The sequence below is a fragment of the Glycomyces albidus genome (assembly GCF_009451885.1).
Taxonomy (GTDB): Bacteria; Actinomycetota; Actinomycetes; order Mycobacteriales; family Micromonosporaceae; genus Glycomyces; species Glycomyces albidus.
The window spans coordinates 13,337-29,557 of record NZ_WIAO01000048.1 but is presented as its reverse complement, the minus strand read 5'-3'; the positions used below and the strand labels follow the sequence as shown (position 1 = coordinate 29,557).

The 16,221-nt window shown below is 72.7% G+C and carries 14 protein-coding genes; 5 read left to right on the top strand and 9 right to left on the bottom strand.

Translation table 11 applies throughout. The features are described from left to right. Positions 1-156 precede the first annotated feature (156 nt). On the top strand, positions 157-585 hold the full coding sequence (locus GFD30_RS28115; RefSeq protein WP_322633564.1) for a tyrosine-type recombinase/integrase: 429 nt from the start codon (positions 157-159) through the stop codon (positions 583-585). 86 nt (positions 586-671) lie between these two features. Here the strand turns inward: GFD30_RS28115 and GFD30_RS23925 are convergent, their stop codons facing one another. Next, complete coding sequence (locus GFD30_RS23925; RefSeq protein WP_153027671.1) at positions 672-1,841, bottom strand: acyl-CoA dehydrogenase family protein; 1,170 nt, start codon at positions 1,839-1,841, stop codon at positions 672-674. 288 nt (positions 1,842-2,129) lie between these two features. Here GFD30_RS23925 and GFD30_RS23920 point away from each other — a divergent pair, with 288 nt between their 5' ends. After that, positions 2,130-3,524 (top strand): UDP-glucose dehydrogenase family protein, encoded by a 1,395-nt coding sequence (locus GFD30_RS23920; protein WP_153027670.1) that lies wholly within the window; start codon positions 2,130-2,132, stop codon positions 3,522-3,524. Positions 3,525-3,720: 196 nt separating this feature from the next. Here the strand turns inward: GFD30_RS23920 and GFD30_RS23915 are convergent, their stop codons facing one another. Continuing rightward, positions 3,721-3,972, bottom strand: a complete 252-nt coding sequence (locus GFD30_RS23915; RefSeq protein ID WP_227996980.1) for a hypothetical protein — start codon at positions 3,970-3,972, stop codon at positions 3,721-3,723. Positions 3,973-3,975: 3 nt separating this feature from the next. Beyond that, the gene (locus GFD30_RS23910) at positions 3,976-4,575 is read right to left on the bottom strand and encodes a UbiX family flavin prenyltransferase (RefSeq protein WP_153027669.1); all 600 of its coding nucleotides are present in this window, start codon (positions 4,573-4,575) and stop codon (positions 3,976-3,978) included. Positions 4,576-4,628: 53 nt separating this feature from the next. Between GFD30_RS23910 and GFD30_RS23905 the strand changes: the two genes are divergently transcribed. Then, positions 4,629-5,516, top strand: coding sequence for a polysaccharide deacetylase family protein (locus tag GFD30_RS23905; protein ID WP_153027668.1), 888 nt, complete (start codon positions 4,629-4,631; stop codon positions 5,514-5,516). Between the two features lie 10 nt (positions 5,517-5,526). On the opposite strand, the gene GFD30_RS23900 is transcribed toward GFD30_RS23905, so the two are convergent. From GFD30_RS23900 to GFD30_RS23880, 5 genes are all read right to left on the bottom strand, one after another. Then, entirely contained in the window at positions 5,527-5,967 is a 441-nt protein-coding gene (locus GFD30_RS23900) for a hypothetical protein (protein WP_153027667.1), read from the bottom strand. A gap of 151 nt (positions 5,968-6,118) precedes the next feature. Then, the gene (locus GFD30_RS23895) at positions 6,119-8,119 is read right to left on the bottom strand and encodes a CDP-alcohol phosphatidyltransferase family protein (RefSeq protein ID WP_153027666.1); all 2,001 of its coding nucleotides are present in this window, start codon (positions 8,117-8,119) and stop codon (positions 6,119-6,121) included. Beyond that, a complete protein-coding gene (locus GFD30_RS23890; protein ID WP_322633563.1) occupies positions 8,116-8,889 on the bottom strand; it encodes an ABC transporter ATP-binding protein in 774 nt (257 codons plus the stop codon). Before GFD30_RS23890 ends, GFD30_RS23895 begins: the two co-directional genes overlap by 4 nt. A 213-nt stretch (positions 8,890-9,102) precedes the next feature. Then, entirely contained in the window at positions 9,103-9,435 is a 333-nt protein-coding gene (locus tag GFD30_RS23885) for a hypothetical protein (RefSeq protein WP_153027664.1), read from the bottom strand. A gap of 84 nt (positions 9,436-9,519) precedes the next feature. Continuing rightward, a complete protein-coding gene (locus tag GFD30_RS23880) occupies positions 9,520-11,976 on the bottom strand; it encodes a glycosyltransferase (RefSeq protein WP_153027663.1) in 2,457 nt (818 codons plus the stop codon). 163 nt (positions 11,977-12,139) lie between these two features. Here GFD30_RS23880 and GFD30_RS23875 point away from each other — a divergent pair, with 163 nt between their 5' ends. Both GFD30_RS23875 and GFD30_RS26455 read left to right on the top strand, forming a co-directional pair. Continuing rightward, positions 12,140-13,699 carry a glycosyltransferase gene (locus GFD30_RS23875; protein WP_194202096.1) on the top strand — a complete coding sequence of 520 codons (1,560 nt, stop codon included), beginning with the start codon at positions 12,140-12,142 and terminating at the stop codon, positions 13,697-13,699. Positions 13,700-13,708: 9 nt separating this feature from the next. Continuing rightward, on the top strand, positions 13,709-15,145 hold the full coding sequence (locus GFD30_RS26455; protein WP_194202095.1) for a glycosyltransferase: 1,437 nt from the start codon (positions 13,709-13,711) through the stop codon (positions 15,143-15,145). Here the strand turns inward: GFD30_RS26455 and GFD30_RS23865 are convergent. Continuing rightward, positions 15,059-16,174 (bottom strand): glycosyltransferase family 2 protein, encoded by a 1,116-nt coding sequence (locus GFD30_RS23865; RefSeq protein ID WP_153027661.1) that lies wholly within the window; start codon positions 16,172-16,174, stop codon positions 15,059-15,061. The two genes, GFD30_RS26455 and GFD30_RS23865, sit on opposite strands and share 87 nt — an antisense overlap. Positions 16,175-16,221: the final 47 nt, after the last annotated feature.

Sequence of the window (16,221 nt, the reverse complement as noted above, 5' to 3'; positions counted from 1 at the left end):
GACCGGTCTGGACGACCATCTGCACAGCCTCCGCCTTGAACTGCGGGCTGAACTTCCGGCGCTTCGCGGGCATGGACACGATCCTCTCAAATCAGGATCCGTGTCCAACATCCTTGTTACACCTCACCCCAAGCGGGAGGACCAGAAGGTCACCGTGTGGTCCGACGAGACCGTACAGGCGATCATCGCGGCCCATCCCGAACGCCTTCGCGCCCTGCCCGTCCTCGGGGCGGGCGCGGGTATGCGCGCTGGCGAGTGGTTCGGGCTCGCGCTCGAAGACCTGGACTTCAAGCGCAAGGTCATCCATGTTCGGCGACAGGTCAAGAAGCTCGGGTCTGCGTACGCCGGAAGCGGTACCTCACGACGCGCAAGGAGGGAACCCACCAGCTTCGCCACTACTACGCGAGCATCACGCTCGCGGCGGGCGTGTCCATCACGGAGCTGTCGGAGTACCTGGGCCACCACGACCCCGCTTTCACCCTCCGCCAGTACACGCACCTGTTGCCGAACTCCTTCGAGCGAGCGCGCGAGGCGATCGATCGCCACATGGGATTCCCGCGCGTCGCCATGGCGACGGAGGCCTGAACTTTTCGGCGAACAGAACTGAGGCAGAACTGGGACTCCCCCGGTTCTGCCTCGTTCCGTTTCCAGCTTCAAGCTAGTAGAGCGTTTTACCTGTTCAACACACCCTTAGCAAGCTCGCGGGCGATGACGATCCGCTGCACCTGGTTGGTGCCCTCGTAGATCTGGGTGATCTTGGCGTCGCGCATCATACGCTCGAGAGGGAAGTCTCGGGTGTAGCCGTAGCCGCCGAGGACCTGGACCATGTCGGTGGTGATCTGCATGGCGGCGTCGGAGGCGAAGCACTTGGCGGCGGCGCCGAAGTAGGTGAGGTCGGCGTCGCCGCGCTCGGAGCGGGCGGCGGCGGCGTAGGTGAGTTCGCGGGCGGCGCTGATCTTCATGGCGGCGTCGGCGAGCAAGAACTGGACGCCCTGGAAGGCGGCGATGGGCTTGCCGAACTGCTCGCGTTCGGCGGCGTACGCGGTGGCGGCGTCGAGCGCGCCCTGGGCGATGCCGAGGGCCTGGGCGGCGATGGTGACGCGGGTGTGGTCGAGGGTGCGCATGGCGATCGAGAACCCTTGGCCCTCTTGGCCGATGAGCCGGTCGGCGCTCAGGCGCACCTGGTCGAAGTAGACCTCGGCGGTCGGGGAGCCCTTGATGCCGAGCTTCTTCTCGGGCTTGCCGAAGGACACGCCGGGGTCGCTCTTCTCGACCACGAACGCCGAGATGCCCTTGGCGCCCTTGCCCGGTTCGGTGACGGCGAAGACGGTGTAGAACTCGCTGACGCCCGCGTTGGTGATCCAGCGCTTGACGCCGTCGAGCACCCAGCCGTCGCCGTCCCGGACGGCCCGGGTGGTCATGGAGGCGGCGTCGGAGCCGGCCTCGGGTTCGGAGAGGCAGTAGGAGAACATCGCGTCGCCGGCGGCCACTGGCGGCAGGTAGCGGCGTTTGAGCTCCTCGGTGCCGTCGAGGATGAGCGGCAGGGAGCCGAGCTTGTTGACGGCCGGGATGAGCGAGGACGACGCGCACGCGCGGGCGACCTCTTCGATGACGATGGCGGTGCCGAGCGCGTCGATGCCCGCGCCGCCGTACTCGGCGGGGATGTGCGGGGCGTGCAGGTCGGCGGATCGGAGGGCGGCGTAGGACTGCTCGGGGAACGTCGCCGTCTCGTCGGCCTCGGCCGCGTGGGGGGCGACCCCGGTGTCGCAGACCCCGCGCGCGGCGGCGCGGATGTCGGCGTAGTCGTCTGGCAGCTGATAGGGGCTGAACCCGGTGGACATCAGTGGCTCCCGGCAATCGTGTGCTCTTGTTACTCGTCAGTAATCCAGGGCGAGTGTAACCCATCGCCCCGCGTGCCGGTGACGGCCGCCACGGTGAATTGGCCGTGGGTTCCCCGCAACGTCACCGCGCGTTCATGCGTGGAGCTGAATATACGATGGCGCAGGCCATAGGGGCGTTCACGTACAATTCGAGGTCGCCGCGCGATGCGGGATCATTCGACGGGCGCCTCCGCACCCGGACCCGCACCCGACCAGCACTGCACCGATCACAGACAGGGCACGCATCTGATGGCCAACGCGAACCAGACCCCCTCGCAGAACCCGACGACCCGCCCCAGGATCTCGTTCCTGGGCTGCGGCTACCTCGGGGCGACCTATGCGATCTGCTTCGCGGAGCTGGGTTACGAGGTGGTCGGGTACGACATCGACACCGCCAAGATCGAGTCGTTCGCCTCCGGCACCGTCCCCTTCCACGAGCCGGGCCTGCCCGAGCTGCTGAAGAAGAACCTCGAGTCGGGCCGGCTGCGGTTCACCACCGACATCCAGGCCGTCGCCGACTTCGCCGACGTCCACTTCATCTGCGTCGGCACCCCGCAGCGCAAGGGCGAGCACGGCGCCGACCTGTCCTACATCGAGGCGGCCGTGGTCGACCTCGCGCAGCACCTGACGCGCAAGGTCCTCATCGTCGGCAAGTCCACCGTGCCCGTCGGCACCGCCTCGTGGGTGCAGGAGCTCGTCGACCGCCACGCCCCCGAGGGCCTGGGCGTCGAGGTCGGCTGGAGCCCGGAGTTCCTCCAGGAGTCGAACGCGATGCACGACGTCCTGCGCCCCAACCGGATCGTCTACGCCTCCCAGTCCGAATGGGCCTCCCAGCTCCTCAAGGACGTCCACCGCGGCATCCTCGAGCTCGCCGCGGTCGAGGACCGCGAGGTGCCGGTCGTCGAGACCGACCTGGCCACGGCCGAACTGGTGAAGGTCGCGGCGAACGCGTTCCTGTCGACCAAGATCTCCTTCATCAACGCGATGGCCGACCTGTGCGAGGTCACCGGCGGCGACGTCGCCGACCTGGCCCGCGCGATCGGCTACGACCAGCGCATCGGCAACAAGTTCCTGCGCGCCGGCATCGGCTTCGGCGGCGGCTGCCTGCCCAAGGACATCCGGGCGCTCTCGGCGCGCGCCGGCGAGCTCGGCGTCGGCGAGTCGTTCCGGTTCCTCGACGAGGTCGACGCGGTCAACACCCGCCGCCGCGTCCACACCGTGCGCGCGGTCGCGAACCTGGTCGGCCGCACCCCCGGCCCGAACGGACCGGACCTGTCGGGCGTGCGCATCGCCTACCTGGGCGCGACGTTCAAGCCCGACACCGACGACATCCGCGACTCCCCCGCGCTCGACATCGCCCGCCGCCTGCGCGCGGCCCGCGCCGACGTCGTGGTCTACGACCCCGAGGGGCTGGAGAACGCGCAGGCGTTCGCGCCCGAGCTGAGCTTCGTGAAGACCCTCCCCGAGGCGGTCGCCGGCGCCGACGTGGTGTGCGCGATGGTCCCGTGGGAGGAGTTCCGCACGCTCGACCCGGAGGCCCTGGGCCGCCAGGTCACCGAGCGCCGCATCCTCGACGGCATGAACGCGTACGACCCCGAGCAGTGGCGCAAGCACGGCTGGACGTACCAGGGCATCGGCCGCTAGCCTTCAAGACCGCGAATCCCCGAACCGCCCGAGCGCCCCGCGCCCGGGCGGTTCGCATGTTCCGGTGCGGCGCCTGACGACCGCGCACACGGACGCGACGGACGGCGGGTTCGGCAGGGACCGCTCCGACCGGAACCCTGGGACGCCGTGCGCCCGGGCACGCGAAGGCGGACGAGAACCGCCGGAACGCGCCCCCTCAGCCCGCAGGCGCCACCCGCGTGAACGGCCACGCGTGCGGGGCCCGGGCGATGAGCTCCTCCGGCGGGTCGGGGAGGCGCCGTGGCGGCCGGGGGCCGACCGCGATGAGGACGACCCGGTCGCCGGAGACGAACACCTCGGTGCGGGTCTCGGGGTCGGCGACGGCCCGCACGCCTTCGTCGAGGGCCCAGCGGAGCAGTTCGATGCCGCGGCCCTCGGCGGCCTTCGCCTCCCACATGAGCGTGTCCACCGGCTACTCCTCCTCAATGGCGGGGTCAGCGGCGCCATTATCGCCCAACCCGTCCCAGCGCCTCGCCTTGGCGTACTCGAGCCCGAACTGGTCGAGGGTGCGGGCCACGACGTGGTCGACCAGGTCGTCGATCGTCTCGGGCCGGTTGTAGAACGCCGGGACCGGCGGGAGCACCACCGCCCCCATGCGCGAGAGCGCCAGCAGGTTCTCCAGGTGGATCTCCGAGAGCGGGCTCTCGCGGGCCAGGAGCACCAGGCGGCGGCGCTCCTTCAGCGTCACGTCCGCGGCGCGGCCGATGAGTCCCTCGGTGTAGCCGGTGCGGACCGCCGCGACCGTCTTCATCGAGCACGGCGCGATGATCATGCCGTCGGTGCGGAAGGACCCCGAGGAGATCGGCGCGGCCTGCTCGGTCGGCCCCCACGAGAAGTCCGCGAGCGCCGCGACCTCGGCCGGCGACCAGTCGGTCTCCAGCCGCAGCGTCGTGCGGGCCCAGCGGCTCATCACCAGGTGCGTCTCGACGGCGCCGGTCTCGCGGAGCGCCTGGAGCAGCCGCACCCCGAACACCGCCCCGGTCGCCCCCGTCATCCCCACGACCAGTCGCATTCGCGCCTCCTCGAATCACCGGACTCGCGGCCCGGGACACCTACAATCACGGCATGGGACGCCACAGGTACGGCATCGCGGCCGCGCTCCTCGCGCTGGTCGTGCTCGCCTGGCTGTGGCCGGAGGCGCCGCCCGCCGGGAGGCTCACCCTGAACGAGCCTACCGGGACGGCGTCCCCCGGGTCGCCCGCCGACGAGTCCACCGAGGCGCCCGCCACCGCGGGCGAGACCTCCGCGGCCCCGGACACGGGGCCGGGCACGGAGTCGAGCGCCGCGACCGCGCCGGCGTCCCCGTCGACCGACGCGCCCGGGTCGCCCGCCGCCGAGCCGCCCGGGAACATGTACGACGGGCCGCTGGGCACCCGCAACCACACCGGGGACGACTCGATCGCGCTCACCTTCGACGACGGGCCCTCGCCCGAGTGGACCCCGAAGGTCCTCGACATGCTCCGCGAACGCGGCATCAAGGCCACGTTCTGCCTGATCGGGGCGTACGCGGAGGCGTACCCGGAGCTCGTCGCGGACATCGCCCGCGAGGGCCACACCCTGTGCAACCACTCCTGGTTCCACGAGTTCGACCTGGGCGACCGCGGCGAGGACGAGATCCGCGCGAACCTCCAGCGCACCAACGACGCGATCGTGAAGGCCGCGCCCGGCGCCGACGTCGCGTACTTCCGCCACCCGGGCGGGCAGTGGACCGACCGGGCGATCGCGATCGCCGCCGACCTCGGCATGGAGTCGCTGCACTGGGCCGTGGACCCCTCGGACTGGGACAACAGGACGACTGAGAAGCAGATCCGCGAGCACGTGCTCGACCGGACCGGGCCCGGCGCGATCATCCTGCTCCACGACGGCGCCTCGAACCAGCAGGACATGTGCAAGGCGATGGGCGCGGTCTTCGAGGAGTTCGAGCGCCGCGGCTACACGTACACGGCGCTGTAGGGGCGCCGGGTCAGCGGAGGTTCGCGGGCATCCGGCGGCCCGGCAGCAGCGCCAGGAACGCCAGCGCCAGGAGCCCGACGCTCACGCCGGCCTGCACTGGGAACGAGAGGCCCAGGACGCTGGACTCGGACCCGCCGGAGCCGTCGACCGGGCCGGAGCCGGGCGAGCCGGCCTCGCCGGAGGGCCCGCCGCCGCCGTCCGGTTCCCCGTCGCCGTCGCCGTCCTCGCCGCCGGGGCTGTCGGCGGTGCCGTCGCCGTCGTAGCTGGGGCTCTCGGTCGTGTCGGTGCCGGGCGGCCACAGCTGCGTCTCGTCCGCGTTCACCCAGTCCACTTCGGATACCGCGGAGTCGTCACGCGGGGAGGCGGCGCCGTACCAGGGCAGGGAGAGCAGGCCCACCGCCCCGATCACGGACGCGACGAGCACCAGACGCCGGAGCCCACACTTGCGCACACGTACACCTTAGTCGCGGACGGCCAGCGGCGCCCGCCTGTCGGGCCATGTAATCCGAACGAGTTCGCTTGACTGTCAAAGGGGATCGCGGTCCCGGGCCGCATCCGCGGCCCGGAATGCGACCCGCGGCACGGCCCGGACGCGGCCGGGATCAGGCGGCGGCCGCGCGCGAGGCGCGGACCGTGCCGGCCACGACCGCGCCGACGAACACCGACGCGACGTACACCGCGAGCAGCCCGTAGACCGCGGTGGCCACCGCCGGGGCGGTCGCGACGGCGACCGCGGCGGCGGCGATCGCGATGAGGCTCCGCGCGGGCCAGCCGAGGCCGAGGTCGCGGCGGGCCACCGGGGAGGCGGCCTTGTCGAGGCCCGCGGCAAGGTCGTAGAAGTACAGGGCGATGACCGTCAGCAGCAGGTACAGGACCGGCCAGGCGACCCCGGCGGTGAGGCCGGCGGCGCAGATCGCGCCGAGCTCGACCGCGCGCAGCCCGGCCGGGATGTACCAGTCGAGGATGCCCTCGTGGTCGGTGCGGGCCACCGAGCCGGCCAGGACCAGTGCGAGCCCGGCGAGGGCGAACGGGGCCCACGCGGGCGCGTCCAGGGCGGCCGCCGTCACGGCGCCGCCGGCGGCGGCGACGGCGGCGGCGGTAGCGGCGAACGGCGTCATGGTGCCGCGCAGGCGCGGGGCGATCCGGGCGAGCGGCCCGTCGTCGCGGTGCGCGGCCCGGTCGGGGCGGCGCAGGGCGGCGGTGCGGGCGGCGAGCGACCGGAGCGTGCGGCCCGCGGTCGTGTAGCCGAGGGCGAGGAGCTGCCAGATCAGGAGCGCGCCGAGCGCGGCCCGGGGCCCGAAGGCGACGGCGGCGACGGCCAGGAGCAGCCAGCGCTCGCCGACGGGGGCGACGATGGTGCGCTTGGCCCAGTACAGGACCGAGCGGTGGGCGCCCATGACCTGCTCGGAGGCCGAGCCGAGGCGTTCGCCGAGGTGGGCGGCGCGGCCCGCGGGCGGCGCGGATTCGCGTCTGCGGGCCTGCCGGACCACGGCGGTGTCGAGGAGGACCGCGTACCAGGTGTCGGCGGTGTGGCGGACGGTCTGGACGGTCATGGCGGCGATGGCGAGTCCCCACGCGGCGGGGGCGGAGGCGCCGCCCGCGACGGCGCCGGCGGCGAGGCCGGCGTAGATGAGGAACTCCTTCGACCGGTCGGCCATCATGTCGAGCCAGCCGCCGAAGGACGAGAAGTTCTGGGTGTACCGGGCGAGCTGGCCGTCGACGCAGTCGAACACGAAGCTGAAGTACATGAGGGCCGCGGCGGCGGCGTACGCCCACCGGGCGGGGCTCTCGGCCAGGGCCGCGGGGGCCGCGGCGAAGATCGCGGCGGCGCCGACGGCGAGCGCGATCGAGACCCACGTGATCGGGGTGGGGGTCCAGCCGAGGCGGGCCGAGAGCTTCACGAGCCGCGGCGACCAGGTGGAGACGGCGTAGGTGGCGAAGAAGTCGTCGTCGTGCTTGACGGCGTTCTTGAGCCGCCACGCGTCCATGTCGACGGCCTCGAACGCGGCGATGACCTCGCGGGCCTCGTCGGCGCGGGCGACCTGGCGGTGTTCGAGGCCGCCGGTGCGGTAGGCGTTGACGGGGATCGCGCGGGCGTGGAGCGCGGCGAGGACGCCTTCGAAGGCGTCCCCCTGGCTGTGGCGCGGCCAGTGCCGCTCGAGTCTGGCCAGGTGCGCCGCGGAGACCTTCAGGAGGCCGCCGAGGCGGGTCGGGCCGGGCCCGGGGCCGGTGACGAGGCCGCGCTCGACCTGGACGGGTGCCGCGGCCGGGTCGTCCCCTCCGACGAGGACGCCGGAGCGCCGCGAGGAGTCGGAGAGGACGGCGGCGACGGTCGTCTGGGAGGCGACGAGGTCGGCGCACGCCACAAACAGCGGGCCGTCCTGCGCGAACGCGAGCTCCCCGAGGTGGGCGAGGTCGGCGTCGGCGTCGGCCGAGAGGACCTGGGTCGCCTTGACGGGCCGGTCAGTGCCGGGCCTGGTGAGGACGGTGACGTCGTCGCATCCGGCTTCGCGGATCTGCGCGATGAGCCGGTCGAGGACGGTGCGGTCCTCTTCGATCTCGACGTAGCCCCCCGGGGCCGGCAGGACGACGGCTCGGCTCACGCGCCCGCACCGCCCGCTCCCGGCACGAGAGCGGGGGCGGGGGCCGCGGCGGCCTTCGCTGCTGCGGCCTTCGCGGCGGCCTGGGCCTTGCGCTCCTCCTTGGCCTTGGCGTCCCGCTTCTCGGCCTCCTTGTAGGAGTCGAGCGCCTCCTGGACGGTGCCGTCGGTGACGAGCGTGCCCGCGTCGAGGAAGATGCCGCGCTTGCAGTAGGTCTTGAGGTCGCCTTCGGAGTGGGAGACGAACACGAGCGTGCGGCCCTCGTCGAGCAGGCCGCGGATGACCGCCTGGCATTTGCGCTTGAACGCGGCGTCGCCGACGGCGAGCGCCTCGTCGACCAGGAGGATCGGGTGCGGGAGCTGGGTGATGACGCCGAAGCCGAGCCGCACCTTCATGCCGGACGAGTAGTACTTGACCGGCGTGTCGATGAAGTCCTCGAGCTCGGAGAAGTCGACGATCTCGTCGAACTTGTCCTTGATCTCCTTGGTGGTCATGCCGTGGAGGGCGGCCACCAGGTTGACGTTCTCGCGGCCGGTGAGCTCGCCGGAGAACCCGGCGGACAGGGCGATGAGCGGGGCGACGCGGCCTTCGCGGCGCACGTACCCCTCGTCGGGGATGAGGACGCCGGTGATCAGGCGCAGCAGCGTCGACTTGCCGGTGCCGTTGCGGCCGATGATGCCGACGGCGTCGCCGGGGAAGATGTCGAAGTTCACGTGGCGCAGCGGCCAGAAGTCCTGCGCTTGGGCACCCTGCTTGTTCACGGCGCGCCGCACGAACAGGTCCTTGATTCGGCCTTTCTTCTGCTTGCCTTTCGAGAAGCAGATTCCGAGGTCACGAGCCTGAATGATCGGCTCCTCCATGGGGGCGGCCCTCCCGGAACAGGTGGTTGCGGTGCAGCTTTGCGATGGCGCGCCAATACTACCGCCCGGTCTTCACCGGCAGATCACGGCCGATCCGGTCGCATCACGGCGGCGCGGGCCCGCGCGTCAGGGCAGGCGGTCGCCGCCGTTGGCGTGGCGGCGCTCCGCGGCCAGGCGCTCGACCTCGAACGCGGCGAGGATCCGGCGGAACGTGACTTCGGCGCGCTCGGCGGAGGCGCGGGCCTCGAGCCGGGCCTGGCGGGCCTCGTTCCAGACCAGCGCCAGCGCGGCCAGCGTGACCAGGCTCATCGCGAATGAAGCGGCCCACACGAGCCGCTGGGGGCCGAGGAGCGCGACGGCCAGGAGGCCGGCGGCGGCGAGGGCCGCGGCTGCGGCGGCGAGGCGGGCGGGCGAGGGCCGGCCGAGGCGGCGGTAGACGGCCTTGAGCAGTTTCTTCATTGAGGACGCACTCTCGGTCAGGCGGTGGAGCAGTTCAGGGAAACGCTAGTGGAGGCGGCGCCCCGCCCCGGGCGGCGGGGTGGTTCAGGACACACTGTCGACCAGCAGGTCGGACACGAGCTTGCGGTACGAGTCGTGGCTGAACCGCTCGCGGACCCGCTGCTGGGCGAGGGCGCTGCGGGCGAGGAACCGCTCGGGGTCGGCGTACAGGCCGTCCACCAGCGGGATCACGTCGGGGGGCTCGCAGTACAGGGCGGCGTCGCCGAAGACCGGCTCGAACCGCGGGGGCAGGATCGTGACGCATCCGGCGGCGAGGGCCTCCAGGACGGCCCGCCCGAACGCCTCGTACTGCATCGGGTGCGGGAAGTAGATCCAGAAGTCGAGCTGGTACAGGAACGAGTCGACGTCGGTCTCGTCGAACCCGTAGCAGGTCCACTCGGAGGGCACGGGCTCGCCGGTGATGCGGGCGACGGACGTGACGCCGCCCATGATGCGCACGTCCCAGCGGCCGTCGCCCGGGTAGACCAGCGGGAGGTCGGCGGCGGCGGGCCACTTGGTGGCGTCGTCGCGGGAGTGGCGGCCGACGACCGGCAGCTTCGAGCGGAACCCGGTGCGGGCCGGGGCGATGTCGGCGGGGTCGAGGATCCCGGGCATGTCGAAGTCGGCGAGCCGCCCCGCGGTCAGCCCCGAGAGGGCCTCGCGCACCTGCGGGCCCTGCGGGACCCACAGCGGCTCGACGCCGAACATGTCGGCCGCGTTCGCGTGGCACCCGTCCGGGTCGTAGCGGATGTCGGAGCCGTCGCGCTCGGCCGGCGCCTGGTTGGCGAGGACGATCATCCGCTCCGGGCGCACCGAGGAGCGCTCCCCGGACCGGAACTGGAGGATCGGCGGGTAGCGCAGCACGAGCAGGTCGCACACGACGTCGTCGGTCACCAGGACCTGGTCCACGGTGCCGTCGTTGATCATCCGCTGGATCGGCTCGCACATCGGACGGTCCTCGGTGGTCATGTGCCGCCACGACTCCAGGTGCATGACCGCGACGGACCGGCCTTCGGCCCGCAGCGCCTTGACCTCCTCGATCGTGGACTTCTGGGGGCCGCCGAAGGGCCGCCAGTCGAGGCAGAACACGACGTCGAACCGGCGCCGCCGCTGGTCCGCGCGGGCCGTCGCCGCGTGGTACGGGGCCCAGAACGGGCGCCGGCGCGGGCGCCGCGGCAGGTACGGGTCGGCCTCGCCCGCGGCGATCTGCCGGTGCCACAGCGGGTACGAGGACTGGTAGGCGCGGCGGGACGGGTGCTTCCAGCCGGGCCCGAACTCCTCCCGCGACAGCGAGCCGGGGGCCTGGCGCATGAGCGTGTCCCACACGCCTTCGAGGCGCAGGACCGCGCCCGGCCCGTACGCGGCCGCGAACCGGTGCAGGAACTCGGTGTCGGCGCCCTTGCGGATCTCGTCGTAGTAGCCGAGCCGCTCGAGGGCGCTGCGGCGGAACGTCATCGACGCCGTCGACGCCGTGGTGAGGACCCGGCCGGGCCGGGTCGCGGTGAGGTCCTCGTTGAACAGGAACGCCTCGCCGTACGTCAACTGGAGCGACGGGTCCGCCAGCAGCGGCGCGACCGAGCGCTCCAGCCGCCCGGGCGCGGCCCAGTCGTCCGAGTCCAGCCCGGTCACGAACTCGCCCGACGCGGCCTCGAACGCGGTGTTGCGGGCCGCGAACGTGCCGCCGTTGACCGGGCAGCGCAGGACCCGGACGCGTTCGTCCAGGGCCGCGGCCGCCTCCAGGACCCCGTCGTACTCCTCCCCCGAGGCGTCGTCGACGACCAGGACCTCCAGGTTCGCCCACGTCCCCTCCAGGAGCGAGCGGACCGCGGTGAGCAGCGCCCGGCCGGGCCGGTACGCGGTCATGACCACCGAGACCTTCGGGCCGTCGACGCTGCCCGGCCGCGCGTCCGCGCGCAGCCGGTCGAACCACGGCAGCGACGCGTCAGAAGCGCCGTCCAGGCGCAGCTCGGGATGGCGGCACAGCGCGCCGAGCCGCCCCAGCCACGCCTGCTCGTCCCCGCCCGCGTCCGGGTGCTCCAGGTCGGCCAGGAGCGCGTCCCGCTCCAGTTCGGGCAGGTGCTTGTACCGGCGCAGCAGCCGGCGCGTCCGCTCCAGGTCGCCCGAGGCGTACGCGAGCTGCGCGTGCACGGCCGCGTTCCGGGGCGCCACCCGCTTCGGGCCGCCCAGCTCCAACGCGAGGTCGAACAGCGCGAGGGCGTCCCGCCGGTCCTCCTCGGTCCCGAACTGGAGGCCCACCACCCGGGCCAGGTCGCACAGCGCCGCCGGGTCCGCGTCGACCCGCCGCCCCACCCGGGCCGCCGCGAGCAGCTCCGGCAGCGACAGCGACCGGGTCGCGGCCGCCGCGAGCAGGTACCGGCCCCCCGGGGAGCGGGTCCGCAGCGCGGTCGACATGAGCGAGCCCCGCCGGCGGGCCTTCGACTGCGCCAGTTGGTCGTCGATCAGGCGGGCCGGGTATCGCGAGCCCTCGTCAGCTTGGGTCATCTCGTCCGTTCATCTGTGCGTCGCATTCAGCCCAGATCCTCGCCCGCCGAATGGCAAGTAAGTTGAACTGAACACGAACGAACATCTTCACCTGCGTAAACAGATGTTGAACTGGGAAGCCGGTCAATGTCCTCTGTCGCTCCCAAGATATCGTGAGCGCGAAATGAGCGACTCACCGAAACGCCCGCGCATCGTCCGCAACGACTATAAGGCCCTCCACCCGCCGACGGCGGCATCGTGGCAGCCGAGTCTCGCGGTGAGCGTCGTCATCCCCGCCTACGGGGCGCAGGAGAAACTCGACCTCACGCTGGCCGCGCTCGCCGCCCAGACGTACCCGGCCGACCTGATGGAGGTCGTCGTCGTCGACGACAACTCCGCCCCGCCCCTGCGCCTGCCCGAACTCCGCCCCGAGCACACCCGGCTCGTCACCACCACACCCGACTCGTGGGGCTCCGCGCACGGCGTCAACACCGGCGTCGCCCACGCCGACGGCCAGGTGATCCTCCGCCTCGACTCCGACATGGTCGCCTACCGCGACCACGTCGAGGCCCAGATGCGCTGGCACCACACCGCCGACTACCTCGCCGTCCTGGGCCACAAGCGGTTCATCGCATGGGAGCCCGGGCGCCTGACCCCCGAGCAGGTCCACGAGAAGGTCCTCGTCGGCGAGGCCGAGGCCCTCTTCGCGATCGAGGACTCGACCACGCACTGGATCGAGAAGGTCATCGCCGACACCGACGGCCTCACCGCCCACCACCCCACCAACTACCGCGTGTTCATCGGCGCGACCGGGTCGCTCCACCGCGACTTCTTCAAGACCGCCGGCGGCCTCGACACCGACCTGCGCCTGGGCAGCGACACCGAGTTCGCCTACCGGCTCTCCCAGGCCGGCGCCGTGTTCGTCCCCGAGACCACCTCCTCCGCCTGGCACCTCGGCATCCCCCAGATGCAGGAGAAGGAGGAGGAGGGCCGGCGCCAGCGCGTCCCCTACATCGCGCAGCGCGTCCCCCTCCACGGCTGGCGCCGCACCGCCGCCCCCCGCGCATGGCGGGTCCCCCTGGTCGACATGGTCGTCCACGTCGGCGACGCCAACGTGGCCGAAGTGGACGCGGCCGTCGCGCCCGTCCTCGGCGGCCCCGACGGCGACGTCCGCATCACCCTGGTCACCGGCCAGGGACCGGCCCCGCAGGACCGCGCCTCCATCCTCGCCGGCGAAGGCGCCCAGCTCCGCCTCGTCGAAGAGCTCTACGGCAGCGAATCGCGGGTCCGGATCGCCGCCCGGGCCCCCGAACCCGACCCGGCCGTCCCCTACCGGCTGCTCCTGCCCAGGCCCGTCCCGCTGCGCGCCAGGAGCGTCGGCCGGATGCTCCAGCTCATGGAACGCGTCGACGCCGGCCTCGTCCTCGGCGAGATCCCCGGCGGGCCGCCCGCGCGCCTGGAGCGGACCGCCGCGTTCGCCCGCGCCCGCCACATCACCGGCACCGGCGGCGCCGGCATCGGCGACAGTGCCGGCCGCAACGACAGCGCCGGCATCAACGACTCCGCCGACATCGACCAGGTCGTCGCCGGCATCTGGGGCGCCACCAACTTCACCGACCTCGTCGCACCCGAACCGGAGGGCTCGGTGTTCAACCCGCCCCCCGCCGACATCGCGCGCCGGTTCGCCCGCAAATACTTCAACGCCCGCCAGCGCGCCCGCCTGCGCGCCGTGCTCAAGCGCTAGGAGCCGCCGGTGCCCGTCCTCCGCCGCAACGACTACGGCCCGCTCGACCGACCCGGCCCCGACCTGCAGCCGACCCTGAGCGTCAGCGTCGTGATCCCCGCGCACGGCCACCAGGACAAGCTCGACGTCACCCTCGCCTCCCTCGCGGCCCAGACCTACCCGTCCGGGCTCCTCGAAGCCGTCGTGGTCGACGACGGCACCGAGCCGCCGCTGCGCCTGCCCGACCTGCGGCCCGAGTCGACCCGGATCGTCGCCCCCCTCCCCGGCGGGTGGGCCTCCGCGCACGCCACGAACTCCGGGGTCGCGCAGAGCGACGGCGACGTCGTCCTGCGGCTCGACGCCGACATGCTCGTCTTCGACGACCACGTCGCCTCGCAGATGCGCTGGCACCACGCCGCCGACTACCTCGCCGTCCTCGGGCACAAGCGGTTCACGGACTACCAGCCCGGCGACCTCGACCCGGCCGCGGTGCACGACGCCGTCCGCGCCGGCAAGGCCGCCTCCCTGTTCGACCGCTCCGAGCCGCAGTGGATCGAGCAGATCATCGACGCCACCGCCGGCCTGCGCGACGCCGACCACCGGGCGTTCCGAGTCCTCGTCGGCGCCTCGTTCTCGGTGCGGCGCACCATGTTCACCGCCGCCGGAGGCATGGACGCCGACGTCCTCCTCGGCTCCGACACGATCTTCGGGTACCGGCTCCACCAGGCCGGGGCCGTGTTCGTCCCCGACAACGACTCCTCCGCCTGGCACCTCGGCCCCCGCCAGATCGCCTCCCGCGGCGACCTCGCCAAGGCCTACCGCCGGCCCCAGATCGCCAACCGCGTGCCCGAAGTGGACCTCAAACGGCCCAGGGCGAACCGGAGCTGGGACACCCCCCTCGCCGACATCACCATCGCGGCCGCCGGACCGGACACGGAGTCCTGCGTGGACGCACTCCTCGGCGGCACCGCCCGCGATGTGCGCATCACCCTCACCGGCGAATGGCCCGAACCCGAGACCGGCCGCCACTCGCCGCTCGACGACCCCGCATTCGACGCCCGCATCCTCTTGGAATCGTTCAAGGGCGAGGCCCGGGTCCGGTTCGCCGCACACCCCGAACCCGACCGCCGCGTCCCCTACCGGATCGACGTCCCCGCCGGCGCGCGACCCGGCCCCGACGCCGTCACCGCCCTCGTCGCGCACGCGAACGAGCACCGGCTCGGACTCGTCGAACTGGTACTGCCGCACGGGACCGTGCGCCTCGAACGGACCGCCGCCGCCGCCCGCGCACACCACCTCGGCACGACCGTCGACGACGTCTGGGGCGCCGAACGGATCACGGCCGGGCCGCTGATCGACGCGTTCACGGCCGGCGCGGCCTCAGCCCCCGGCGACGCGGGTGCCGGCCGGGACCGTGGACTCGGCGGGTCGCTCCGCCGCGTCGTCAGACGCGGCCTCGGCCGCTGACGACGCAGGGCCCCTGCCCTTCGCTTCACTGTGCCGCACCCGCCGGGCCAGCCGGTACACCTGCCGCAGCGCCTCGTACCCGAGATACGCGCGAGCCGCGAGCAGCCGCTGCTTCAACCCGGTCACTCCGTCGGCGGGCCGCCACGCGTCCGGGCCCGGGTGGTACCGGCGGTACAGCTCCGACGTGCGGCGGAAGAACTCGCGGCGCTTCTTCGGGTCGACCCGCTCGGTGTTCCCGATGACGAGCAGCAGGTGCCACACCATGTGGTTGAACAGGGCCACGCGGATGCCCTGGTCGTCGACGTCCTCGAAGTCGTCCCAGACCCGCTGCCACTGCGTGAACACGTCGAAGTGGCGGTCGTCGCGGGTCCGCGTGATCGAGGACCCCGCGCGCTGGCGCCACTGGTAGCAGCATTCGGTGACCACGGCGATCCGCTCGGCGCGGCGCAGCAGCCCGTACGTCCAGGGGATGTCGGTGTACCAGCCCGCGGGGAAGCCGAGGTCGATGCCGGTGAGGAACTCGCGGCGGGAGACCTTGGTCCAGGGGGTGTGGGTGTAGTCGACGATGCGGGGCCACTCGGCGAGCGTGAACCCGGCCGGGTCGGCGGGACTCCGGGCGGCGAGGTCGGCGAGCTCGCCGATCTCGACGGCGCCGGTGTCGCGGACCTTCTCGTGCTGGACGAGCACCACGTCGGGGCGGTTCGGTCCTTCGACGGCGGCGAGGACGCGCTCGACGGCGCCGGGCTTGAGCTCGTCGTCGCCGTCCACGAACCACACGTAGTCGCCGGTGGCCTGCGTGAGGCCGAAGTTCCGGGCCGGGCCCGAGCCGGCGTTCTCCGGTGTCGAGACGACCCGGATGCGGGGGTCCTCGGCGGCGAACCGCTCGGCGACGGCGCGGGAGCCGTCCGGGGAGCAGTCGTCGACCACGACGACCTCGAGCCGGTCGCCCCCGCCGACGATCGTCCGGAGGCACCCGGCGAGGTACGCCTCGGCCTCATAGACGGGGATGACAATGCTCAACGACGGCATGCACTGATGGTAGCCCTATGAGCGCCCCGCACTCCGCCCCGCAATGG

What these genes read in the sequence shown, in the direction of transcription:
- GFD30_RS23910 (WP_153027669.1), bottom strand. Translation starts at nt 4,575, where the DNA reads ATGCGACTGGTCGTGGGGATGACGGGGGCGACCGGGGCGGTGTTCGGG.
- GFD30_RS23880 (WP_153027663.1), bottom strand. Translation starts at nt 11,976, where the DNA reads ATGACCCAAGCTGACGAGGGCTCGCGATACCCGGCCCGCCTGATCGAC.
- GFD30_RS23920 (WP_153027670.1), top strand. Translation starts at nt 2,130, where the DNA reads ATGGCCAACGCGAACCAGACCCCCTCGCAGAACCCGACGACCCGCCCC.
- GFD30_RS23905 (WP_153027668.1), top strand. Translation starts at nt 4,629, where the DNA reads ATGGGACGCCACAGGTACGGCATCGCGGCCGCGCTCCTCGCGCTGGTC.
- GFD30_RS23885 (WP_153027664.1), bottom strand. Translation starts at nt 9,435, where the DNA reads ATGAAGAAACTGCTCAAGGCCGTCTACCGCCGCCTCGGCCGGCCCTCG.
- GFD30_RS23875 (WP_194202096.1), top strand. Translation starts at nt 12,140, where the DNA reads ATGAGCGACTCACCGAAACGCCCGCGCATCGTCCGCAACGACTATAAG.
- GFD30_RS23925 (WP_153027671.1), bottom strand. Translation starts at nt 1,841, where the DNA reads ATGTCCACCGGGTTCAGCCCCTATCAGCTGCCAGACGACTACGCCGAC.
- GFD30_RS23865 (WP_153027661.1), bottom strand. Translation starts at nt 16,174, where the DNA reads ATGCCGTCGTTGAGCATTGTCATCCCCGTCTATGAGGCCGAGGCGTAC.